This is a genomic window from Polaromonas sp. (genome assembly GCF_039932935.1).
GTDB lineage: Bacteria > Pseudomonadota > Gammaproteobacteria > Burkholderiales > Burkholderiaceae_C > Polaromonas.
Genome location: NZ_JBDTPB010000001.1, coordinates 34789 through 58805 on the forward strand (window position 1 = coordinate 34789; position 24017 = coordinate 58805).

Below are 24017 nucleotides of genomic sequence, written 5' to 3' on the forward strand. Positions count from 1 at the left end.
TGAGAAGGCAACGGTTGTTGCATGGCCTTCATGGTGCGGCGAAGAGAGCGCTCAACGCTTCGTCACAGAGCGAAGCATGGGCAGCGCGATGCTGCTAAGGTTGACCCCACAAGGCGTCAAACACCATGATGAATACCAACCAAATTGCCCACATCGCCTCACTGGTCGGCGAGCCGGCCCGCACCGCCATGCTGATGGAGCTGCTGGACGGCCGCTCCCTCACTGCGCATGAGCTGGCCGGGGTGGGCAACGTGACGCCGCAAACCGCCAGCCGCCACCTGGCCCTGCTGGTCGAAGGCGGCTTGCTGTGCGTGGAACAACATGGCCGCCACCGTTACCACCGCCTGGCCTCGGTGGATGTGGCGCGTGTGCTCGAAGGCATCACGCAACTCGCCTCACAAAACGCCCCCGCGCCGCGCCGCGCCGTGGTGCCCGGCTCCAAAGACGCCGCCATGCGCATGGCCCGCAGCTGCTACGACCACATCGCCGGCCGCCTCGGCGTGGCCATTGCCCACCACCTGCTGGCCGACGGCGCCATCACCTTTGACGGAGAAGCCGGCCATGTCACCGCCAAGGCCGGCGCCGTGCTGGCGCGCCTGGGCATCGACCTCACGGCTTCGCTGCCTGGCACCAACACCAAGCGTCCTTATTGCCGGCCGTGCCTCGACTGGAGTGAACGCCGCTTCCATGTGGCTGGGCAGCTGGGCACGCTGATCTGCACACACAGCCTGGAGCGCGGCTGGCTGCTGCGCCGCCAGGGCATGCGTGCGCTCGAGATCACACCCAAAGGCGTGGTGGCGCTGCGTGACTGGATGGGGCAGGAGGATTGGCGGCAGGTGACCGAAGGGGATGCCTTTCCTGCGCGGGCAGGGACCGCGTTACGCATGGCCTAGATGCGAGTTCCATCAGTCCCCAGTCACTACTACTTCGGCTATGCTGACTAGATGAATGGCACCGAGCGACCAATCATCGACACGTTTTCACGGCACATAGTTCCGATCTATTTGCTGCTTGAAAAAGACGGTGAACCCAAACATCCCGTGTGGTTCACCGCTTTTCTGCTGCGAGTGCGAGGTAACTATCTGCTGGCTACTGCCGGTCACTGTTTAGATGACGTTGAAACGATGGAACGCAAGGGTTGGAAAATTACCAAAGCAAGACTGATGGATGCTCTGAGTTTCGACGCCAAATTCCTTGATCCGATCCCCTTCGACTACCACCTGTCCATGCCGTGTCGGCCCCTGAAACAAGACGAAAACGACTATGGCTTGTTGATTTTGTCGGATCTCACCGCAGCGGCCTTGCTGGCGAATCAGGTTCTTCCGATAAGTGAAGCGGCGTGGGAGTGCGATATGGGCGAACCCGAACTGTATTTTGTGACGGGGATACTCGGCGTTGGGTCAACTGTTACTTTGGAACGCGCTCATCTCAAGGCTGTGTCTGCCCTTGTTCAACATGTTCCGGAGTGCCCGCCCTGCTTCAATCACGTTGTGTTGCGTTGGTATGGGAAAGTAGTCCCAACTGACCAAATCAAATCTCTTGAAGGCATGAGTGGCGGCCCGGTTTTCGCCATGAAGTATGTGAACGGACGCTACAAGTACTGGCTGCACGGAATCCAGAGCGCACAAAGTCCCCGATTCCCCATGGAGCCATACATTGCTGTCAATCTTGCACAGCCTATGGCTGCATTTTTGGCTGAAGTGGCAGAGGGAAAGCACGCTGATTGGTTAGAAGCAACTGAGGACAAGAAGCCCTTCTCAGGTTCCGTTCCCGTGTCGAAATGAACCGGCGGCTGAACCGCAACGTAACAATGGGCTCTTGATTCGGACGGGTAAAGCAGAGAACCCGAGTTAGCAGCTGCGATCCAGGCTCAAATCGCAATCGGATCCACATCAATCGCCCATCGAATCAGGCTTTTGAATTCAGCCTGCTGACGCGTTTCAAACAGCGTTGGCTGCCAGGCTGCCAGGAAGCGTTGCAGCGCCGCGCGCGAAGGGCTCTCCACCAGCATCTGCGCGCGCTCGATATTGGCTACGCGCTGTATCGTCATCGGCACCGCCGGGTAGGCAGTGACTTGCCCGTGCCCCGTGAGTTGCTGCGCCTCGGCCTGGGCTGCTGCCGCGTTGAGGAATCCTTGCGCCACGTCTTGCGCGCGCGCTTCGGCGCGTACCAGCGCTGAAAAGCCGAAGGGCGACATGCCTGCCGCTTCACGTTCGGCCAACTGCTGCGCTGCAAAACCCGGGTAGTCGTGCTTCTTCAGGGCTTCAAAAAGCGGATGGGTGGGGTGAAAGGTTTGCACCCACATCTCGCTAACCCCGCTGTGGCGGGCGTCACGGCCTGCGCGGCCTCCCGCCTGCATCAAGAGGCTGAAGAGCCGCTCGGGTGCGCGGAAGTCGCTGGAGAACAGCGCCCCGTCGGGGTTGATAGCTGCGACCAGCGTGATGTGCCGGAAGTCGTGGCCCTTGGCGATCATCTGCGTGCCGACCAGCACGTCGACCTCGCCGGCGTGCACGCTGGCCAGTTGTGATTCGAGTGCGCCTTTGAGCCGCGTGGTGTCGGCGTCGATGCGGGCAATGCGCGGCGGCTCGCCGTCGGGCCGTTTCACACCGGCCAGCAACTCGGCCAGATGTTCCTCCAGCCGTTCGGTGCCGCGCCCCACGGGTGCGATGTCAATGTTGCCGCAGGCCGGGCAGGCGCGCGGCACGCGTTCGGTGAAGCCGCAGTGGTGGCAGCGCAGCGTGCGGTCTATCTTGTGGAAGACGCGGTAGGCGCTGCAGTGCGGGCACTCGCTTTTCCAGCCGCAGTCGTGGCAGGCCAGCACGGGCGCATAGCCGCGCCGGTTCAGGAAGATCAGCGACTGCTCGCCGCGCGCCACGCGTTGCGCGATCGCGTCCAGCAGCGGCGGTGCAATCACGCTGTGCTTGGGCTGGTGGTTCATGTCCACGCGCCGGACTGTGGGCAGGCTTCCCCGTTCGCCGTCATTGGCCGCTACACGTTCACTCATGGTCAGGCGTTGGTAGCGGCCGGCCAGAGTCGCCTGCCAGCTTTCCAGTGACGGCGTGGCCGAGCCCAGCAGCACGCGGCAGGGTCCATGGTCATGCGTGGTGTCTTCGGTTTCAATCTTGGCGCGGTACACCGCCAGGTCGCGCGCCGAATAGCGCGCGCCTTCCTGCTGCTTGTAGCTCGGGTCGTGTTCTTCGTCGACCACCAGCAGGCGCAGGTTGGGCATGGAGGCGAACACGGCCATGCGCGTGCCCAGCACCAGGCGGGCATGGCCGGCGTGGGCTGCCAGCCAGCTTTTCAGGCGCTGGGCAGGGGTCAGGCCACTGTGCAGGGCTACCACGCGCTCTTTGCCCAGGTGGGCAAAGCGCTCTTCAAAGCGCGACTGCAGCTGCGGCGTGAGGTTGATCTCGGGCACCATCACCAGCACCTGCGCCGTCGGGTCTTGCTCCAGCACGCGGGCCGCGGCGCGCAGATAGACCTCGGTTTTGCCGCTGCCGGTGGCGCCAAACAGCAGCGCGGGCCGGGAATCTGCATCAAATTGGGCTATAGCCAGCGTCTGCTCTTGGCTTAGTGCTATCAAATTCGTAGTGGTCGGGGTGTGGCTGGTATCCGCCACCGGGCGTTTCAGGCGCCGCGCCAGCTGCACGCTGCTGAGGTCGCGCAGTTGCGGCGGCAGCGCCGCCAGCGCCACCTCTCCCAGTGAGCGCTGGTAATAGCCTGCCGTGAACTGAACCAGCTTTCGCCAGGTTGCCGAGAGCGGGGGCAACCCCTCCAGCACGCCTGCGACATGGCGCGTCTGCATTTCAAGCAAGGCGCCGCTGTCCGGCAGAATCTCCCACACCACACCCAGCACCTCGCGTTTGCCCAGCGGCACGCGTACCAGCGAGCCAACAGTCAGCGGCAACTCACTTTTATAAGTCAAAGGCCCGGCGATGGAACTGTGCGCAGGGACGGCAACAACGACCTGAAGCCAATAGCTCATTTGGAGTAACTAAATGTGTTTACTTCTGGAGGAGTACATCCAGATAATGCGCTAAGTCGTTGATTTACCACCGCTTTACAGATTTCCAGATTTTCTGTGGATAACTTTGTTGATAGCTTGCCACTGTGCGCCGCAGAGCCTTGTAAATCAAGGCTTTGCTTAAACTGCCCGCAAAAAAAGCAGTTTAAAGACTCTATATAAATCAACGACTTACGGGCGCTATTGCTTTGATAGCGAAGCATGCGGCCAGCGCTTGGCAATGCGGCACCGCAACACGCATTTTGTGCATAAGTCCGGTTGGCGGTACCCGATTTTGTGCTAGCCATGGATTGAAATGAGTCGGGCCGCGTGATCAAGCGGTACCTCAAAAGCTTCAGCCCACCGCAGTGCGCATTCTTCGAGAGTGAGCGTGCACTGCGCTGACCAGTACCTCAACACTTTCGGGTGGTGTGTGCTGGCTGATGCCGTGGCCGAGGTTGAAAATATGGGTAGGGCCGGTCCGGCTGGCGTCGGTATGGGGCGCACCAAAGCTGTCCAGGACCCCAGCCACTTCGGCTTCAATCTGCGCCGCATTTGCAAAAAGCACGTTGGGGTCGAGGTTGCCTTGCAGCGCCTTGGCCTGCGGTCCCGTTTCACCCACCAGGGCGCGTGCGCGGGCCAGGTTGACCGTCCAGTCCAGGCCGAGCACCTCGCAGTCAAGCTGCGCCATGGCTTCCAGCCACTGCCCGCCGCCTTTTGTGAAGACCAGGCGGGGAATCTTGACGCCCTCATGCTCGCGCTTGAGTTGGGCCAGAACACGTGCCGTGTAGGCCAGGCTGAAGGTCTTGAAGGCCGCATCAGCCAGCACGCCGCCCCAACTGTCAAAAATCATCACGGCCTGGGCGCCGGCTTCGATCTGCGCATTCAGGTATGCGGCCACCGCGTCGGCGTTGATAGACAACATTTTGTGCATCAGGTCGGGGCGCTGGTACAGCATGGTTTTGACCAGGCGGTAGTCGTCTGAGCCCGCCCCTTCAACCATGTAGCAGGCCAACGTCCAGGGGCTGCCTGAAAACCCGATCAGCGGCACGCGGCCATTCAGGGCCTTGCGGATGGAGGTCACGGCGTCAAACACGTAACGCAGCTTGTTCATGTCGGGCACCGCCAGGCGCGCTACCGCGGCCTCGTCGCGCACCGGTGTGGCAAAGCGTGGGCCTTCGCCCAGTGCGAACGAGAGGCCCAGGCCCATGGCGTCGGGCACGGTCAGGATGTCACTGAACAGAATGGCGGCATCCAGCGGATAGCGCTCCAGCGGCTGCAGTGTGACTTCGGTGGCGTAGTCGGTGTTGGTCGCCAGGCCCATGAAGCTGCCGGCCTGGGCACGCGTGGCGCGGTACTCGGGTAAATAGCGGCCGGCCTGGCGCATCAGCCAGACGGGGGTGTGGTCAGTGGCCTGGCGCAGGCAGGCGCGCAAAAAAGTGTCGTTTTGAAGGGGTGCGAACATGCGGCAATTGTCTCAGGTGTGAGGCCGAGGCCGCTGGCACTTGCGCGGGTTCGGATTTACCATGGCCGTACGGGCCCCGCCTGGCCCGAAAGGGGTGTTTCATGCGCATCACTGACCAGGAGTATTTTCGCAGCTGCGTCGCCCGCGAGCGGCACCTGGCGCAGCTGCTGGGCCATGCACACATCGAGGAGTGCTATGAAAGCGCGGGGACCTTATGGGACAACAACCAGGCCTTGCCCCAATGGACACGCGACTGGCGTGCCTGCGGCCCCCTGATGACAGCCTACGGCATCACGGTGAGTTATGGTGCTGACAGCGCGGCCATGGGCGCCACGACTGTGCAATTCGCGGAGCACCCCAGTCGCGACCGTGCTGTGATGTACGGCATCGTCAAGGAGGTGATCTTCCGGCTCGAACATCATCTGGCTACATGCGCAGTGTCTTGATGAACGCCTCCAGTTCATCGATGGGCAGGGGCTTGCAAAACAGGTAGCCCTGGTAGCAGTCGCAGCCGTGGCGTGACAAAAAGTCGCGCTGGGCTTCGGTCTCAACCCCTTCCGCCACGACGCCAAGCCCCAGGCTTTGTGCCAGGCCGATGATGGTGCGTGCGATGGCGGCATCGTTGGGGTCGCGCAGGATGTCTTCCACAAAGGATTTGTCAATTTTCAGCTGGTCCAGGGGCAGGCGCTTGAGGCACGATAGCGACGAATACCCCATGCCGAAATCGTCAAGAGACAGCGTCACGCCCATTTTCTTGAGCCGGGCCATCTTGGTGATGGTGATGTCCATGTCTTCCGCAAGCAGGCTCTCTGTCAGCTCCAGCTTGAGCTTGTGCGGGCTGACCTTGGTTTCCTTGAGGGCTGCCATGACGAGGTCGACAAATTCGGGATGCCGAAACTGCCGCACGCTCACATTGACGGCAACGCTGAAGGCAGCGGTTTCGGGGCGATGGGCCCATGCCGCGAGCTGGCGACAGGCGGTCTCGAGTGCCCACTGACCCAGCGGCAGTATCAGCCCCGCCTCTTCCGCCGCGGGAATGAACTCGGACGGTTGCACCATGCCTCGACTGCCATGGCGCCAGCGCAGCAGCGCCTCCACGCCCGTCATGCGCCCGTCGCGGCCCACCTGAGGCTGGTAATACAGCAGAAACTGGTCCTCGCGCAGGCCCTGGCGCAAGTCCGACTGCAATGCGGCACTGGCGGTCACCGCGGCCTGCATGGCGGGGTTGAAGAAGCAGATGGTGTTGCGCCCGGACATCTTGGCCTGGTACATCGCCAGGTCAGCCTGTTTCAGCAGATCGCCAATGTTGTCCAAGGTCTGGTTGAACGAGGTGATGCCGATGCTGCAGGTGCTGTAGTGCTGGTAGCCGGCCAGGCTGTAAGGCTCGCTCAGAGCGGCAAGAATTCGCGCGCCCACGGCCTCGGCCTTGGCGGTCGCTTCGCGCGGGTCCTGGCCCAGGTCCTCCAGCATGACGACAAATTCGTCGCCGCCCAGGCGCGCCACCGTATCGGGCTGCTCCAGGCAGGCGGCCAGGCGTTTAGCGACCTGTTGCAGCAACAAGTCTCCCTTCTGGTGGCCCATGGTGTCATTGAGCGTCTTGAAGTTGTCCAGGTCAATGAACATGAGGGCCGCTTCCCTCGGGTGCCTGTAGTTGTGGGTGAGGGCCTGTTGCAGCCGGTCCATCAGCAGCTGGCGATTGGGCAGCTGCGTCAGCGGGTCGTAGAAGGCGAGGTGCTTGATTTCGCTTTCCGCCACCTTTCTGCGCGTGATGTCGCGCCCCACCGCGACCCAATGGGTGAAAAAAATGCCGGCGTCGTCGGCCACCGGCACGATGTCGACTTCCATCCAGAAGTGCCGGCCGTTCTTCTTGTAGGTGATGAGTTCGGCCTGGACGGGCTCGCCTTTCTGGAAGGCCGTGCTGATGCGTTCGAGTTCGCTGCGCTGGGTCAACGGTCCGCACAGCAGGCGCGGTGAGTGGCCCAGCGCTTCGCCGGGGCTGTAACCCGTGTGCTGCTCAAAGGCATTGTTGGCGAAGATGATGCGCAGCCCGGGCCGGCCCGAGGGAACCGCCTCGGCGATGAGCACGATGTCGTTGAGGCGAGAGATGCTGGTTTCCAGCAGCATGAGTTGCTCTCTGGCCTTGCGTCGCTCACTGACATCACGAAAGTAAATGGCCAGCCCGTCCGGAAACGGATAGGCGCGGATCTCGAACCATTTGTCCAGGGGCGTATACAGGGCTTCAAATTCCACCTGGTAATTTCCCGCCACCGCAGCCCGGACCTGTTCTGAAAACGAGGTGTTGATGGCACCCGGAAATTCCTTCCAGATGCTTTTCCCCAGGAGTTCCTTGCTGGGCCTGCGGAGCAACCGGGCGCCCTCCCGATTGAGGTAAGTAAAACGCCATTGCGGGTCCAGGGTGTAAAACCCTTCGGTGATGCTCTCCAGTGTGATGCCCAAACGCGTGGCCAGGCGCTGGGCGTCTTCTTCCTGCTGATCCGCGTCGGGGCTTCCATGGCCTCCTGCTTCCAAAGTCCGGCGCGCCTGTTGCTGCTGCAGGTTCAGCTGTGAGGCGATCAATCCGGCCAGTGTGTCCTGGTCTTCCTCCTGGGCCGCGTCAAGTTTGTGCGCGACCCTGTCCATCACGGCCAGCACGCCTATCAGGACACCGTCTTCACGGATCAACGGACTGCCGCGGTAAAAAAAGATTTCGGGGGCGCAACGCGACGGTAGCAGGGGTTGGCGCGGAGGGTTGTCAAGCGTCGCGCCGCAAAGCATGACGAGGCCTTCGCGTTCGTGCGGAGCAAAGCCGGTGCCCGACCAGAAAATCGGTTGGCCGTTTTCCAGTGCCACCACGATAGCGATGGGCGTGGCACATGTGCGCGCGGCCAGACGGGTCAAACGGTCCGCCTCGTGCGGGCGGGTACTCGCCTCTTCGTCAGGCGGGGGCAACACATGAAGTGCGGACGTGGGAACAACAGTAGCAACGGACACGGGGAGCAGCACCTGCTTTTCAAATCGAGAGTCTTTGATGCTGATGCATTCACGGTGCGGATGGACGTCAGGAGCGTGGGAGATTTGCAAGCGTTGGCGAGAAGCGTTGCAAAACGTTCTGTTGCTGAAGTCGCGTCGAATTTGTCCTACGCTAGGCATTGTTGATGCCTCACGGCGCACGGCAACACTTCGCCGCAAGCTGCACCACCTCCTCCTTCTTATCTTTTGTCACCGCTGACCGAGCCTTGGTATTCCTTGTCGCCCGATCTACTCCTCTTCTGGTGAAGCGAAAAAATGACTCCTCTTGAACTCGATCAGCTGCAGCAGTGCCCCGACATTGCCACCTTGCAAGTGGTTTTCCGGAACATGTGCTCTCATTTTGGGTCGGTCGCGCAGCTTAAAGTCCTGCCGGCCTCCCATGCCGGAAAGCAGCAGGCGCTGTGTTTTGTGCGCATGGCCTCAGACGAGGAAGAGCAACGCCTGATGAGTGGATTGGGAATTGGCCGGTTCGGCGGGGAGCTCGTGGTGGTGGTGGATCTGCAGATCGCCAGCTCCCTGGTTGCGCCCGGCTCGTCTGAGCGGGCCGTCAGTGCCGCCATGGCCGGGCACTGACCGGCGTTTTGAGACCTCCTGCTACACGGCGGCCAGTGCCGGGTCGGCGCTGGGGTGCCTGAGCAGCACCCGGTCGAGGGCGGCCAGCGTGTCGAAGGATTCGGCGAAGTCGGCAAATAGCGTGGTGTTGTCGGGAGCTGCGGCCTTGCCTTGCCACGCGGCGCGAAACGCATCAAAGATCTCGCCAAAACTTCTTTCGCCGTCAATCAGTGACAAAAGCTTCGCCCCGTATCTGCCTGGGTTGACCGTGACCGCGACACCCGAGTGCTGGTGCCTGAGCACGAAGGGCTGACCCCGGTTACTGCCGAAAACCTGCGCGGCAAGTTCCCCTGTCAAAGGCTCATGGTAGAAAAACGGCACGTAGTCGGGGTCGCCGTAAGGCGCCTTGCATGCGCCGCTTCGGGTGACATACAGCGAATGGGTGATGAGGGTGCCAGCCATCAGTTCAGCCATTTCATACTGCTGCCTGCGTGGCAGCTTGCGCAATGCTGCGGCCATGGCGGGTGGCCTGCTCCCCAGCACCATATGCGGCAAATAGGGCGAAAGGCCGCGCTGCACGTCGGTGAATTCCAGGTGCATGCCGTGCCCGTCCTTTGCACCCTCCGCTTCGTCACCAAGCCAGTCAAACAGCTCGCCCACGCTATAGGCGCGGTCCTGCGAGTGCAACAGCAGGTCGTAGATGCCAGAGTCGCCCATCTTGTGGTCGTGGTGCAGGTCTTCGCTGCGCTTGAACCAGTTGCCTGGCGGCAGACTGGCCAGGATATCGCGCGTGTTGGCAATCTTGCGCTGCGCGTCGGTTTCGTCACCATTGACCAGGCGCATCAGCGCCTGCATCTGGTACACACCGATACGGCCCGTAGTGGCATACACCATGAGGCCGATGGCGCCGTCCTTCTTGAGCACGCTGAGCAGCGCCCTGAATCCTGCGTCGGGATCGGCCAGGTGATGCAGCACGCCGCTGCAATTGATGTAGTCGAAGGTGCCGAGCTCTGCTGCCCGGGCGGGCAGGTTCAGCAATGAATCGTGAACCCAGGTGATGTTTGCCAACCCGCGAATCTGCGCGCGCTCTTTGGCCAGGGCAATGCTGGCACTGCTCATGTCAAGGTGCACGATCTGTGCATTGGTGTGGCGCAACTGCTCCGCCAGGAAAATGGTGGCGTCTCCGGTGCCCCCACCCGCCACCAGTGCCCGAAAACCATCCTGGAATGACTGCTTTCCCGCAAAACAGTAATGGTTGATCATGGGCAAATCTTCCAGCCAGGTCCTGACCAGACGCCGATGGTCGTCCTGCGGATTGCAGGGGGGGTAAGGCAGGGCTTCGTACTGGTTTCTGACTTCGGGCAGGTAGTTGTCGGGCATTGGCAGCTTCCGGAAAGGCAATTGCAAACGCCTATTGTCTCCGCCCGCAGCATCACCATCGCCCGGAGTATTCCGCCTTTCCAAGTGACGGCGCGGAACCGACTACACGGGAGTGAGCCTGCGGAGACCGATTGGCGAAGAGGGTTCCAGCCAGTGACAGCGTGGGCCGGCTTTGCCGGACCACAGCGGTCGCCCCCTGCAAGGGGGGATCCGGCTACACGAAGTGAGCCGAGAAGGGGGTGTACCTACCTAACCGGGAGGAATTGCAGGAAGGTTCCGCCCAACAGATTTTGGACATAGGTAATCACGGCACGCCGGTATTTTTCGGTCAATACCGAAGCCAGCAGATCCAGCCGTCCAATGACCTTGCCAAATTCACGTTCAAAACTCAGGTTGCGCTCGCGTTCGGTGATTTCGTCGGCCAGTAGCAGGGGCTGCCCCGCCGCATTGCGCCGGTGGGACAGCATCCATGCGGCAATTTCGATGTTGCGGGCGGCGTTGTAGATGTATTGCGGATCCAGGCTATCGGTCAGGTAATACGCTGCTTTCCCGCCGTGGGCCGTGATCACCATGTCGGCACTGGCATAAATGAAGGCCGCCACACGGTCGCCCTTGAAGTCGGGACCCAGCGCCAGCGACAGCGCGGCGATATCGCGCTTGCCCTGCAGCTCGGGCCAGGGCGTGCGGGTGTCGACGGCCACGCGCAACTGGGCCAGGGCCGCATCGCGGCCGAGCGTGCTGGTTTTTCGCCACTCGGCCGGGTTGCGCCGATACAGTTTGTCGGCCAGGCGCAGCAGGCTCTCCAGGTTATCGCGCATGCCCAGGGTCGCCATGCGGTTCACGTCCGACTGGCCAACCTCGCTGGCGGCCATGGGAGCGGCCTGCGCTTCGCCCCTGTGCGTAGGTGCCTGGCCGGCGCAGCCGGCCAATACGGCAAGGGTCATCAGCAGGGGAAGATGGAACGGCGAAAGGTGGAAAAACAGAACGGCGGGTGCGGGAGGGAAAGTGAGTGCCATGCGCAGGGACATGTGGCATTTTCAGCGGCTGCGCTGCCCCGCGCAAGCATGGCTTTCCCGGACCACCGCTGGCCGCAACGGCAAGTCTCAGGCGGAGGCCGCGCCCGTGTCGGCGGCCGGATGCACCAGGCCGCGAGACAGCAGCACCCGGTGGTCAATCTTGATGCAGTGGTCCTGCACCACCAGCAAGCCGGCAGCTTCCGCCTTTGCGGCAGCTGCGGCGTTGGAAATGCCGAGCTGCATCCACACGGCTTTGGCGCCTATGGCAATGGCTTCGTCGACAACAGGCGGGATGTCTTCGCTGTTGCGAAAGCAATTCACCAGGTCGATCTTTTCGTGCTGCGCGGCTTCCGTCAGCGTCGAATACGCCTTTTCACCGAGCACCTCGGCGGCGTTCGGGTTAACGGGAACGATGCGGTATCCATTGGTCTGCATGTAGCGCGCCACATCAAAGCTGGCGCGATGCGGCTTGGGCGACAAGCCCACCACCGCAATGGTGCGGCAGTGATTCAGGATGTGCGGCATGCGCTTGGCGGGGGACAGGGAGGTCATCATGGCCAGGTGTTTTTCGGGGAATCTACGCCGCGTCCTTGTACTTGACCGAGCAGCCGTAGGCGCGGCTGCTGGCCACGCTCAGTGGCTTGCCGCCCAGCGCTTCTGTCAGGCCCTGGCGCACGTAATTGGTGGCGGTCTTGATGTCGTCCACGCGGGCCGAGGGAATGCTGTCTATGCCGCCGGCATAGACCAGCTGGCCTTGCGGGCTGATGATGTACATGTGCGGCGTGGTCTTGGCACTGTAGAGCTGGCCGATCTTGCCCGATTCGTCCATCAGCGTGGCGCTGGGCTGGCCCTGCTTTTCGGTCATCCAGCCGGCCAGCCTGGCCGGCGTCAGGTAGTCGCCGCTGCCCGTTTCGGTGGAGTTGACGGCCAGCCACACCACGCCCCTGGCGGTGAACTCTTTTTGCAGGCTTTGCATGTTGCCGCTGTAGTGCTTGCGCACAAAGGGACAACCTGGATTGGTCCACTCCAGCACTACCAGCTTGCCCTTGTAGTCACTCAGGTTGCGGGTTTTGCCGCTGGTGTCGACGGCAGAGAAGTCGGGCGCCGCCTGGCCGACGGCTGCAGCGGCCCGTGCCGAAAATGCGGCCGAGGCCAGCCAGGGTGCCGCCACCAGGGCGCCGGAGAAATGGCGGCGGTTGAGTTGCCGGACAACGGGTACTTGATCATTCATGGCTTGACTCCCTTAAGAAAGAAACAGGCAACATCACAGCTTGGCCAGCTCGGCCCTCACATCGTCAACCGACAGAATCTCCGACAGCACCACGGGCGCGCGGCCGGGTTTATAGATCACGTATACCGGCACGCCGCTGCGGCCCAGCTGGGTCAGCGCCGCCGTGACGGCCGGGTCGCGCCGAGTCCAGTCGGCGCGCAGCAGTGCCACATTTTTCGACTGGATATCGGCCAGTACCGCGGCATTGGCGAGCGTGGTCTTCTTGTTGTACTGGCAGGTTACGCACCAGGCGGCGGTGAAATCCACAAATACACTTTGCCCTTGCGCGGCGAGCTGGTCAACCCGGCCCGGTTCCCAGGCCTGCCAGCCGCCCGCTGCCGGTGCGGCGGACGCGACGGCCATCGGCCGGGTGATGTTGGGGCCTATGGACCACAGACCGATGGCACACAGGGCCACGGAAAAAGCCACGAGCAACGTACGCGCCGTGCCGCGCAAGGTAAAGGCCCAGATCGCCAACGCCATCAACACCAGCAGCGCCAGCAGCGCGCCCGCGCCGTCAATGCCGCTTTGCTGGCCCAATACCCAGACCAGCCAGGCCACAGTGGCAAACATAGGGAATGCCATCAGCTGCCTGAAGGTCACCATCCAGGGGCCAGGACGCGGCAACACCCGTGCCACAGCCGGTATGGCGCTCGCCGCCAGATAAGGCAATGCCATGCCGATACCGATGACCGCAAACACGGACAAGGCTTCAAGCGCCGGAAGACCCACTGCATAACCTAATGAAGCGCCCATGAAGGGGGCGGTGCAGGGTGATGCAATGGCGGTGGCCAGTACACCCGACAAAAATGCGTTGACGGTGGGATTTTTCGCTTGCCAGCCCGCGAGCCGGCCTGGCAGGACGTTGCCGAATTCAAACAGGCCTGCCAGGTTCAGGCCCAGCAAGGTGAACAGCGCCGCCAGCAGCGCGACCACCGCCGGGTTTTGCAGCTGAAAGCCCCAGCCCAGTTGTTCGCCCGCGGCACGCAAACCCAGCAGCAACGCACCCAGCGCAAGAAAAGACATCACCACGCCCGCGGCGTAGGCCAGGCCGGTGGCCAGGCGCGTGGCCTGGTCCTTCACATGCACAAAGCCCACCACCTTGATGGCCAGCACCGGAAACACGCAGGGCATAAGGTTCAAGACCAGTCCGCCAAGCAAGGCGCCGAGCAGGGCGGCGATGAGGCCGACTGGTGGCGTGCTGGTTTGCACGGGCGCCGCACCGGCCGACGCATTGGCGCGCAAGGCCGCTTCAAGCGCCGGTGGCACAACGGTGGCCGCTGCCTGCGCGGGCCACGGGCCTTTGACTGGCGCATCGATGCGGTAGGCGGCGTTTTCCAGGGCCACCACCAGGGGCATGCTGGCCGGGCTTTCGGTGCGTTGGCCCGATAAGGGCACCTTGGCTGTCCACACGGCGCCTTGCCAGGCCTGTTGCCAGGGGGCGGCGGGCTCTATGACGCTGCCGGTTTCGGGGTACAGCGCCAGTGTTTTACCTTGCAAGGCGGCGGGCAGGCCAGCCAGGGAGATATTGATGGCCTTGCCTTCGACTTCCACCTGGCTGGCCCCGGCCGCCAGGGCTTTGGGTGTGGCGGCGAATGTGTCCTGGAACAGCTGGCCGCTGGCCGCGGTCGAGCTTCGCACAGGGATGCTTAACGAAAAGTCGCCCTCCTGCGGAATGCATTCCTTGCGGCACACCAGCCAGGCCGCCTTGAGTTTTACCTCCAGTTGGCTGGCGTTAAAGCCGGGTGCCACCGTCAGGGGCACAGGCAGCAGCACGGCCTTTTCATAGCCGTAATTGGCCAACGTACCAATCGGAATTTTTTTGGGTGTCGGCCAGGCGATATCGCCTGCGCTGATGCCGCTGGGCAACTGCCAGTCAAGCTGCGTCGGCAGGCCGGAGTCGCCGGAGTTTTTCCAGTAGGTGTGCCACTCGGGTTGGTGCGTGAGCTGCAGGCCCACCCACACTGGCTTGCCGGGCTCCACCCCTTCCGGAGCCCAGGCCAGCAGCTCGGCACGGACCTGTTCCGTCGTGACAACCGCCCCGGTTGTGCCCAGCTTGCCTTTGCCCAGAATCTCGGAAAATGCTTTTTGGGCGCTAGCCGGCATGGAGATTGCGCAAGCAGCTATCAAAAAAGTAGCAGCCAGGGCGGCAAACGGAAAGCGTTTGGAATTCATTGTGGAAGTGTGAGCAAGTGACGCAGAGATTAGTTCCTGGAGCCTATGGTGCAAAACAGCCCCTGACGCTTAGTCTCTCTACGCGCTACCTTATTACAGCCGTTTTCAGAGTCAGCCCAGATAATAGGGGCATGCCACGCATTGTCCTCGCTACCCTCAACGCGAAGTACATCCACGCTTCGCTGGGTCTTCGTTACCTGCTGGCCAATATGGACCTGCACGGCGGTCCCGGCCTGCGCGCGCAGACGCAACTGCGGGAATTCGTGATCCAGCAACGCCCCATGCAGATCGTCGAGGAGCTTTTGGCGCTCAACCCTGACGTCATCGGCCTGGGTATCTATATCTGGAACGTGGTGGAAACCACCCAGGTGGTGCGCCTCTTGAAGACTTTGAGGCCTGGCATCAAGATCGTGCTGGGCGGACCCGAGGTGAGCTTTGAAACCGGCGAGCAGGAGATTTGCCGCCTGGCCGACCATGTGGTGACCGGCTGGGGCGACGTGAGCTTTCCCAAACTTTGCCGGGCCTTGCTGGACGGCCCGCAGCCGCTGATGAAAATCATTGCCGGTGAGCAGCCGGCGCTTGAAGCGCTGGCGCTGCCTTACGGCGAATACGCCGCCGAAGACCTGGCCAAACGACTGCTCTATGTCGAGGCCTCGCGTGGCTGCCCGTTCAAGTGCGAGTTCTGCCTGAGCTCGCTCGACAAGACCGCCTGGGCTTTCGACCTGGACGTTTTTATGGCCGAGATGGAGACCTTGTATCAGCGCGGTGCGCGCAACTTCAAGTTTGTGGACCGCACGTTTAACCTGAAGGTCGAAAATTCGGTGCGGATCCTGCAATTTTTCCTGGACCGGATGGCGCCTGACCTGTTCGTTCACTTTGAAGTCGTGCCCGACAGCTTGCCCGACCGGCTCAAAGTGCTGATTGCGCAGTTTCCGGCGGGGTCGCTGCAGTTCGAAGTGGGCATTCAAAGTTTTAACCCCGAGGTGCAGCAACGTATTTCGCGCAAACAGGACAACGCCCGGACCGCTGACAACCTGCGCTGGCTGGTGAACGAGAGCCAGGCGCATGTGCATGCCGACCTGATTTTCGGCCTGCCCGGTGAAACCCTGGAAAGCTTTGCCGAAGGCTTTGACCGGCTGTATGAGCTTGCGCCGCACGAAATCCAGTTCGGTATTTTGAAGCGACTGCGCGGCACACCGATCACGCGGCATACGGCGGAATTCGCCATGGCCTATGACCCGCAGACCCCGTACACGATCTTGCAGAACTCCACGATTGACTTCGTCACCATGCAGCGCATCAACCGCTTTGCACGGTACTGGGAAATGCTGGCCAATTCAGGGCGCTTTGCCAAAGCCCTGCAGTTGCTGCTGGAGCCCGGCTCGGCGTTTGGTCATTTTCTGCATTTCAGCGACTGGCTCTGGGCCTCTACCGCTAAAATCCATGAGTTCGCACCCGAAAAGCTCGTCGACTTGCTGTTTGAGCACCTCACGAACTTGCGTGGCCTGGCTGACGCGGAGGTGCGCAGTGCGCTGCTGTCGGATTACCTGGCCAGCGGCGCACGCGGCCGGCCGCATTGCCTGGCGGATGTACTGGGCGCAACCCGGTCAGTTGCGCCACTGCGCGCCGGCAGGCAGGGCGCCGAACGGCAGGGCCGCCATGTGAACCAGCAATCAGGATTGCACGATGACGCGGTGCATCACCGCAACGCCATTCAGAAGGCTGCCGCCGCGGCCTGAGCGCCCGTGAGGCGGGTTACAGCATTTCGTCGGGCGCGAAGGGCCCGATCAGCTTGAGCATCAGCTTCAGTCCCAGGCCCGCATCCGGCTCAACCAGGGAATCCTTGAGTTGTGAGCCCTGCGGCGCGCGCCAGACGAGCTGCTGGTTTTCCAGCTCGACGTGGTAGGCGCCCGAAGCCAGCGTCGGCTCGATCAGGCGCGTGGCTTCGGCCGAGATGGCACGGTTGCGGATAACGATGGCCACTTCGCTGTTTTGCAGCTGCGAGCGCAAATCAAGGTTCATGGAACCCACGACCAGCAGGCGGTCGTCCATGACAACGACCTTGGAATGCAGGCTGGCACGTGAGCCACCGGTGGAGCCGCCCGTCGATCCACCAATCGAGCCGCCGGAAATGGCCGCTGAGCCAAAGCTGCTGAAAGTGCCTTCCTGCTCGGCGCGCATTTCATACAGCTCAATGCCCAGCGCCAGCAAGGCCTTGCGGTAGCGGGCGTAGCCGACGTGGGCGGCCGGTGCGTCATTGGACGCCAGCGAGTTGGTCAGCACGCGCACACGAACGCCGCGTTGGCGGAGATCGGCAAACTGCTTCATCATGCGTTCGCCGGGCACGAAATAGGGCGAGACGATCAGGAGGTTGCTTTTTGCCTGCGACATCAGCTGCAGCAGGCCGTCGACGGTGGTGTCTTGAGATTCTTCGGTCGTGTCGGCGTCGGCCGCGATCTTGGAGGCCTTGTCCACCAGCAGCACCGAAGGCGCCCAGGTCCAGGTCAAAAGCCGCAGGTCGGTTGAATCCGGCAGCGTTGGCACTGCGGGGCCGGGCCGCTCCGGCTTGGGGGAGGAGGGCGCGGCGCCGTCACCGGCCGGAAGATTCACGGCCAGTGCCATGTCCTTGGGTGCGGCCGGGCTGCCAGCGGGGGCTGGCTTGGGCTTGAGTGCGTCGATTTCCTTTTCGGTCATCAGCGATTGAACCGGATAGGCCAGCGGATTGTTCCAGTACTGGTCAAAGCTGCGTGACAGGTCTTGCGCAATGCGGCCGGCCGCCAGCACGTCGATGTCCACGAAATTGGTGCCCGTGCTTTGGCCGAAGTAGGTCTCGCCCAGGTTGCGCCCGCCTGTAATCGCCACGGCGTTGTCCGCCACAAAAATCTTGTTGTGCATGCGCCGCTGCATGCGCGCCACGTCCTTGAGATTGCCGAGGATGCGGAACATCAGCGAGCCACGCCCACCCGGCAGCGGGTTGAAAAGCCGCAGTTCGATGTTTTTCTCAAAAGCCAGCTTCAGCACCTGCGCGTTCTTGCCAGAGGTGTTGAAGTCGTCGAGCAGGATGCGGATGCGCACCCCGCGATCGGCTGCCTCGCGCAGCGCGTCAAACATGCGTTCGGTGGTTTCGTCGGCAAAGATGGCGTAGTACTGGATGTCCAGCGTCTTTTGCGCCGCCTTGATCAAGGTCATCCGGCTGGTAAAGGCCAGCTCCGCGTCACCTACCAGTGCAAAACCCGAGTCGTTGCGGGTTCCCGCCTTGGCGGCACGGGCGGCAACCAGGCTGCCCAGTCGCGTTTCCGCCGGGTTGGCCAGCGCTGTGGACACCGGGCGGTCAACCTCGCTGGGCAGCGAGGCGCAGCCGGCCATCCAGAGACCCACGGCTGCAATGGCCAGCCGCTGCAGCGTGCGCCAGCCCGCAGGCGGGAGAAAACCAGTTTCAGGAGGTACGCGGGAGGTGGTCTGCATGGTGCCAGCCACTGTAGCGTAAGGAGATGTATGGGATGTCACAACCCCCTGCGCTGGCGCCGATTCTTTTTGTAGGCGCCCGGCTTGACTGCGCTGCATCGCGCCGGGCGGGCGCCGGCGCCTTACGAGGACAAGGTTTCCCAGCGCTGCAGCGCCGCCATCAGCTCTTCCTCGATCTTGCTGTTGCGGGCGTTGAGCTCGGCCGCCCGTTTGGCATTGGTGGTGTAGAGCGTTCCGTCATAAAGCTCCTGCTCGATGGCCTTTTGCTGCGATTCGAGCTGCTGGATCAGCGCCGGCAAACCCTCAAGCTCGCGTTGCTCTTTGTAGCTTAGCTTCTTTTTTGATAGCTGCTCGCGCTCGTCCTTATTGGGCTGCGGGCTTGTTTTACTTGAATTCTTGGTGCTGGGCGTATTGCCGGCGGGTTTGTTCGCGCCGGTGATTTGCGCTGCGCGCTTGGACTGGGTGATCCAGTCTGTCACGCCGCCTTCGTACTCGCGCCAGAAGCCTGGGTTCTCGGGTGTGCCTTCGTAGGCGATGGTGCTGGTGACCACGTTGTCGAGGAAGCGCCTGTCGTGGCTGACCAGGAAAACCGTGCCTTCGTAGTTTTGCAGCAGGTCTTCCAGCAACTCGAGCGTGTCGATGTCCAGGTCGTTGGTCGGCTCGTCCAGCACCAGCACGTTGGCGGGGCGGGCAAACAGGCGCGCCAGCAGCAGCCGGTTGCGCTCGCCGCCCGAAAGCGTTCGCACGGGTGAATTGGCGCGTGCAGGCGAGAACAGAAAGTCGGTCAGGTAGCTCTTGACGTGCTTTTTCTGGCCGTTGATTTCGACCCACTCGCTGCCGGGGCTGATGAAGTCTTCCAGCGTGGCGTCCAGGTCCAGGCTGTCGCGCATCTGGTCGAAGTAGGCCACCTGCAGGTTGGCGCCCTGGCGGATCTTGCCGGGCGGCGTGGTCACATCGGGCTGCAACTCGCCCAGGATCAGCTTGAGCAGCGTGGTCTTGCCGGCGCCGTTGGGGCCCAGCAGGCCGATCTTGTCGCCGCGCAGCAAGGTGCCGGTGAATTTGTTGACGATGAGCTTTTCGCTGCCTGGGTGGCCGAAGCTTTTGCTCACGTCGGTGAGTTCGGCGACGATCTTGCCGCTTTTCTCGCCGCTCGAGATGTCCAGATTGACGCGGCCGACGGCGTCACGCCGGGCCGAGCGGTTGTCGCGCAGCACTTCAAGCCGGCCGATACGGGCCACGCTGCGGGTGCGGCGCGCTTCCACGCCCTTGCGGATCCAGACTTCCTCTTGCGCCAGCAGCTTGTCGGCCTTGGCGTTGATGACGGCTTCCTGTGCCATCTGCTCTTCTTTTTGCACCAGGTACTGGGCGAAGTTGCCGGGGTAGCTGTTGAGCTTGCCGCGATCCAGCTCAACGATCACGGTAGCGACTTGGTCGAGGAAGGCCCGGTCGTGGGTGATGGTGATGATGCTGCCGTTGAAATTGACCAGCAATTCCTCCAGCCAGGCAATCGAGTCCAGGTCCAGGTGGTTGGTCGGCTCGTCGAGCAGCAGCACGTCGGGCTTGGCGACCAGTGCCTGGGCCAGCGCCACGCGCTTCTTGGTGCCGCCCGAGAGCGAACCGACGATGGCGTCCTTGTCCAGGTGCAGGCGGTGCAGGGTTTCTTCGACGCGTTGCTCCCAGGTCCAGCCGTCCAGCGCCTCGATTTCCGATTGAAGCGCGTCCAGGTCGGTGTTCTCGTCGGCCGCCAGATATTGTTCAACTACGTGCCTGGTCCTCGCCAGTCCTGCGCTGGCAGCTATAAAAACAGTAGCATGAGGGTCCAGGCTAGGCTCCTGCGGCACGTAGGCGATGCGCAGGTTGTTCTGCAGTTGCAGCGTGCCGTCGTCGGGCTTTTCCAGGCCGGCGAGGATTTTCAGCAAGGACGACTTGCCCGTGCCGTTGCGCCCGATCAGGCCGATGCGCTGGTTGGTTTCAAGGGAAAAATCTGCGTGGTCCAGCAGTGCGACGTGCCCAAAAGCGAGTTGGGCGTCCAGTAAGGTAATAAGTGCCATATAAGTGACTGATTATCCCGTGGCCGCAGCGGCCCCACGGTTTACCGGGTTGGCGCCGCGCGGTTTTGGGGTTGAAGCAGCGCCAAATCGCTATAGTGACCTCTCCTTTGGCCTTCAGGGAGCGTTGCGTGGAGTCACCGATCAAGCTGGACCTCAATGGCCGGACCGTGCAGGTTGATGCCGACCCCGGCATGCCGTTGTTGTGGGTGTTGCGCGATGTGCTGAATATGACGGGCACCAAGTTCGGCTGCGGAGTGGCTGCCTGCGGTGCCTGCACCGTGCGGGTGGACGGCCAGGCCGTGCGCTCCTGCGTGGTGCCGGTTTCCGCGATGGCCGGCAAGCGCATCCAGACGATCGAGGCCCTGGGCTCGCCCGACAAACCCCACGCCCTGCAGCTGGCCTGGATTGCAGAGCAGGTGCCCCAGTGCGGCTACTGCCAATCGGGCATGTTGATGGCGGCTGCGGCGCTGCTCGACAAAACGCCGAGGCCCACTGACCTGGATATTGATGCCGTGATGACCAATATTTGCCGCTGCGGCACATACCAGCGGATTCGCCTGGCCATCAAGCGGGCGGCCGGCATGGCGACGGGCGGCGCGGCGCACAAGGTCCGGGCATGAAAAGAAGGGCATGGCTGCTCAGCGCAAGCGGTATGGCCGGCGCCCTGCTGGTGGCCTGGAGCTTTTCGCCGCCCCGGTCACGGCTGGGCAGCGCGGCAAACCCCTGGCCGGTCAGCACGCCCCCGGTGGAAGGTGTGGTGCTCAATGGCTGGATCAAGATTCAGGCGGACGGCCGCGTGGTGGTGGCCATGCCGCGCAGTGAGATGGGTCAGGGCGTACACACGGCACTGGCCATGCTCGTGGCTGAAGAGCTGGACCTGCCCTTGCAGCGGGTCAGCGTCGAGCAAGCGGGCGCCGACGCGATCTACGGCAATGTCGCCATGCTGGTGGGGAGCCTGCCGTTTCATCCGCTGGAAACGGATGACTATTCCGCAGAAGGCGCACCCCGGGTCCGTCCCGCCAAGGTCCGCATCGGTGAATGGCTGGTGGGCAAGATCGCCCGCGAACTGGGCATCAATGCAACGGGGGGCTCTTCCAGCCTGGCGGATGCGTGGGTGGTGGTGCGTATGGCGGCTGCAACCGCCCGGGCCTCCCTTCTGGGGGCGGCGTCGCTGGACTGGAAGCTGCCGGTAGATGAGCTCAGTATCCGCAACGGGGTAATCTCGCACCCTTCCGGGCCGCAGGCGCATTACGGTGAACTCGCGAAATTTGCCGCGGCGACCCCGCCGGGCGATGTGGTGCTCAAAAGCCGTGCCGACTGGAAATTGATAGGTCGCAGCGCGCTGCGCCTGGATGTGCCCGCCAAAGTCAATGGCACGGCGGTTTTTGGCCTGGATGTCCGGCTGCCGGGCATGTTGTATGCGGCGGTTCGCCTTTGCCCCATGCTGGGCGGCTCGGCGGGCGCCATTCAGGTCAATGCGGGGCTGACCTTGCCCGGTGTAGAGCGCCTGGTGCGGCTGCCCGCCTATGCAGGATCGACCGCCGGATTCGCCGTTGTGGGCAAAACCTGGTGGCAAGCCCAGCAAGCCGCCTTGACGGTTGGCGTTGACTGGCAACAGCGCCCAGCCGGTGCGCTGGACAGCCGGGCGATTGAAAAGTCGCTCGAAACCGCCCTGGCGCGCCAGGAGGGTCATATGTTTTACGAGAAAGGCGATCCCGCCCAGGCGGAGGCATCCGCTGCGCGCAAGATTGAAGCGCTGTACCACGCCCCTTATCTGGCCCATGCCACGCTTGAGCCCATGAACTGCACCGCGCAGGTCAGGGATGGCAAGGTCTGGCTGTGGGCGCCAACGCAGGTGCCGCAGATGGCGGTGGCCGTGGCTGCGCGTGTGGCGGGGGTGGCCGAGGAAGATGTCAGTATCACCGTAACCTTGCTGGGCGGTGGCTTTGGCCGCCGGCTGGAGGTCGACTGCGTGGCTCAGGCCGTGCGCATTGCCCTGGAATGTGGTGGCCGGCCTGTGCAGCTCATCTGGTCCCGGGAAGAAGACACCACACATGATTTCTACCGGCCCATGCAAGTGGCCCGGTTGAGGGCTTGCCTGGACGACAAAGGGGGCGTCACTTGTTTGTCGATCAAGTCCGCCGGTGATGCCATTACCCCCCGATGGCTGGAGCGCAACCTGCCGAATCTCGCGAGCTCGTTCGAAACCCCCGATAAGAGTGCCGCAGAAGGCTTGTTTGACCTCCCCTACGAATTCGCGAGCCAGGCAATGTCGCACGTGGCCACACGATCGGGCGTGCCGGTCGGCTATTGGCGATCGGTCGGGCACTCACACAACGCGTTCTTTTCGGAAAGTTTCGTGGACGAGATGGCTTCAGACGCCAGGCAGGACCCGGTGGCCTTCCGTCGCTCCTTGTTACAAGAGGCCCCCCGCCATCTGGCGGTTCTGGAGCTGGCGGCACTGAAGGCGGACTGGGGCGGTGCGTTGCCTGAAGGACGGGCTCGCGGCATTGCTTTGCACGAGTCGTTCGGATCCATCGTGGCGCAGGTGGTGGAGGCGTCATTGCTAAAGGGTGTGCCGCGCGTACACCGCGTGGTGTGTGCTGTGGACTGCGGCACGGTGGTGAACCCGGGCATCGTGGCACAGCAAATGGAAGGAAGCGTTATCTTTGCGCTGACCGCAGCGCTGCACGGCCGCATAGATATAGAAGAAGGGGTCGTGCGCCAGAAGAACTTTCCGCAATACGCCATGGTGGGTCTGGAGCAGGCGCCGCTTGTGCAGACCTATATGGTCTCCAGCGACAGGGCGCCAGGCGGTGTGGGCGAGCCTGGTGTTCCGCCCCTGGCGCCCGCGCTGGGAAACGCGTTTTATGCGCTTACCGGAGTGCGTTTGCGCTCGTTGCCTCTCGTCTGGAATGCATGAGTTGAAAAGTTTTTTGGACAAGGTTTGAAAAGCGCAAAACAACCGTGCTATAGTCGATGGCTCTGCTGAACACAGCGAACAAATTCTTCGGAATTGCAGCTACCGCGAAAGCGAAATGTTCAGAAGAAAAAAGATCTTGAAAAGTTGACCGGGACTCAAAAATCGGTATAGAATTCAAGGCTCTGCTGAAAACGAAAGTGCTGATTGCCAAGCAGTCAGGCAGCAGAAAAAAGAGTCAAAAAAGTTTGACTGGTGATCAAAAACCGGTATATAATTTGAGGCTCTGCTGATCACAGCAAGGCAGGCAAAATTCTTCGGGATTAGCAGGCTAGGCAAGAAAAGCAAATAACCTTCGGGTTGACTGGGAATTAAAAACCAGTATATAATTCGAGGCTCAGCTGATTACAGCGAGACGGCAAAAGCAAAGTGCTAAACGCACTGCGCAAGTAGTCAGGATCATTAAAAATTTACAGCCGATAAGTATGGGCGTTTGAAGGCGATTGCCAGGTTACTTGTAACCAGGTCTTCTGACCTTAAACGCTCATAGAGATAGAAAATGTGAAATCGTCAAGATTTCTCATCAATTCCGTTTTTATGAGTTTCTTCTCGCAGTCAATCTCGGTTGAATGCGAGGAGTTGAAAATTATTGCAGTGATTAAACTATAGAGTTTGATCCTGGCTCAGATT

Annotated in this window: 17 protein-coding genes; 7 read left to right on the plus strand and 10 right to left on the minus strand. The window is 62.0% G+C overall.

Annotated elements, in window-relative coordinates:
- Window positions 1-128 precede the first annotated feature (128 nt).
- Both ABI546_RS00165 and ABI546_RS00170 read left to right on the plus strand, forming a co-directional pair.
- Window positions 129-893, plus strand: a complete 765-nt coding sequence (locus tag ABI546_RS00165; RefSeq protein WP_348042908.1) for a helix-turn-helix transcriptional regulator — start codon at window positions 129-131, stop codon at window positions 891-893.
- Window positions 894-944: 51 nt separating this feature from the next.
- Window positions 945-1784, plus strand: a complete 840-nt coding sequence (locus ABI546_RS00170; RefSeq protein WP_348042882.1) for a hypothetical protein — start codon at window positions 945-947, stop codon at window positions 1782-1784.
- A gap of 86 nt (window positions 1785-1870) precedes the next feature.
- On the opposite strand, the gene priA is transcribed toward ABI546_RS00170, so the two are convergent.
- Both priA and hemE read right to left on the minus strand, forming a co-directional pair.
- On the minus strand, window positions 1871-3985 hold the full coding sequence (gene priA, locus ABI546_RS00175) for a primosomal protein N' (protein WP_348042884.1): 2115 nt from the start codon (window positions 3983-3985) through the stop codon (window positions 1871-1873).
- A gap of 373 nt (window positions 3986-4358) precedes the next feature.
- Complete coding sequence (hemE, locus tag ABI546_RS00180; RefSeq protein WP_348042886.1) at window positions 4359-5468, minus strand: uroporphyrinogen decarboxylase; 1110 nt, start codon at window positions 5466-5468, stop codon at window positions 4359-4361.
- 101 nt (window positions 5469-5569) lie between these two features.
- Here hemE and ABI546_RS00185 point away from each other — a divergent pair, with 101 nt between their 5' ends.
- Window positions 5570-5914 carry an aminoacyl-tRNA synthetase gene (locus ABI546_RS00185; RefSeq protein WP_348042888.1) on the plus strand — a complete coding sequence of 115 codons (345 nt, stop codon included), beginning with the start codon at window positions 5570-5572 and terminating at the stop codon, window positions 5912-5914.
- Here the strand turns inward: ABI546_RS00185 and ABI546_RS00190 are convergent.
- Window positions 5895-8420, minus strand: coding sequence for an EAL domain-containing protein (locus ABI546_RS00190; protein ID WP_348042910.1), 2526 nt, complete (start codon window positions 8418-8420; stop codon window positions 5895-5897). The genes ABI546_RS00185 and ABI546_RS00190 overlap by 20 nt on opposite strands.
- Before the next feature lie 333 nt (window positions 8421-8753).
- On the opposite strand from ABI546_RS00190, the gene ABI546_RS00195 reads away from it, so the two are divergent.
- A complete protein-coding gene (locus ABI546_RS00195) occupies window positions 8754-9071 on the plus strand; it encodes a hypothetical protein (RefSeq protein WP_348042890.1) in 318 nt (105 codons plus the stop codon).
- Window positions 9072-9092: 21 nt separating this feature from the next.
- Here the strand turns inward: ABI546_RS00195 and ABI546_RS00200 are convergent, their stop codons facing one another.
- From ABI546_RS00200 to ABI546_RS00220, 5 genes are all read right to left on the minus strand, one after another.
- Window positions 9093-10430 (minus strand): class I SAM-dependent methyltransferase, encoded by a 1338-nt coding sequence (locus tag ABI546_RS00200; protein WP_348042892.1) that lies wholly within the window; start codon window positions 10428-10430, stop codon window positions 9093-9095.
- Between the two features lie 245 nt (window positions 10431-10675).
- Window positions 10676-11374 carry a hypothetical protein gene (locus ABI546_RS00205; RefSeq protein WP_348042912.1) on the minus strand — a complete coding sequence of 233 codons (699 nt, stop codon included), beginning with the start codon at window positions 11372-11374 and terminating at the stop codon, window positions 10676-10678.
- A gap of 159 nt (window positions 11375-11533) precedes the next feature.
- Window positions 11534-11998 (minus strand): CoA-binding protein, encoded by a 465-nt coding sequence (locus ABI546_RS00210; RefSeq protein WP_348042914.1) that lies wholly within the window; start codon window positions 11996-11998, stop codon window positions 11534-11536.
- 25 nt (window positions 11999-12023) lie between these two features.
- Window positions 12024-12677 carry a thioredoxin family protein gene (locus ABI546_RS00215; RefSeq protein WP_348042894.1) on the minus strand — a complete coding sequence of 218 codons (654 nt, stop codon included), beginning with the start codon at window positions 12675-12677 and terminating at the stop codon, window positions 12024-12026.
- A 33-nt stretch (window positions 12678-12710) separates the two neighbouring features.
- Complete coding sequence (locus tag ABI546_RS00220; protein WP_348042896.1) at window positions 12711-14891, minus strand: thioredoxin family protein; 2181 nt, start codon at window positions 14889-14891, stop codon at window positions 12711-12713.
- Between the two features lie 131 nt (window positions 14892-15022).
- Here ABI546_RS00220 and ABI546_RS00225 point away from each other — a divergent pair, with 131 nt between their 5' ends.
- Complete coding sequence (locus tag ABI546_RS00225; RefSeq protein WP_348042898.1) at window positions 15023-16630, plus strand: radical SAM protein; 1608 nt, start codon at window positions 15023-15025, stop codon at window positions 16628-16630.
- Window positions 16631-16646: 16 nt separating this feature from the next.
- Here ABI546_RS00225 and ABI546_RS00230 read toward each other — a convergent pair whose 3' ends face one another.
- Together ABI546_RS00230 and ABI546_RS00235 are read right to left on the minus strand one after the other, a co-directional pair.
- Window positions 16647-18356 carry a phospholipase D family protein gene (locus ABI546_RS00230; protein WP_348042900.1) on the minus strand — a complete coding sequence of 570 codons (1710 nt, stop codon included), beginning with the start codon at window positions 18354-18356 and terminating at the stop codon, window positions 16647-16649.
- A 122-nt stretch (window positions 18357-18478) separates the two neighbouring features.
- Complete coding sequence (locus ABI546_RS00235; RefSeq protein WP_348042902.1) at window positions 18479-20407, minus strand: ATP-binding cassette domain-containing protein; 1929 nt, start codon at window positions 20405-20407, stop codon at window positions 18479-18481.
- A gap of 140 nt (window positions 20408-20547) precedes the next feature.
- Between ABI546_RS00235 and ABI546_RS00240 the strand changes: the two genes are divergently transcribed.
- Both ABI546_RS00240 and ABI546_RS00245 read left to right on the plus strand, forming a co-directional pair.
- On the plus strand, window positions 20548-21027 hold the full coding sequence (locus tag ABI546_RS00240; protein WP_348042916.1) for a (2Fe-2S)-binding protein: 480 nt from the start codon (window positions 20548-20550) through the stop codon (window positions 21025-21027).
- The gene (locus tag ABI546_RS00245; RefSeq protein WP_348042904.1) at window positions 21024-23330 is read left to right on the plus strand and encodes a molybdopterin cofactor-binding domain-containing protein; all 2307 of its coding nucleotides are present in this window, start codon (window positions 21024-21026) and stop codon (window positions 23328-23330) included. Before ABI546_RS00240 ends, ABI546_RS00245 begins: the two co-directional genes overlap by 4 nt.
- The last annotated feature ends 687 nt before the right edge of the window (window positions 23331-24017 follow it).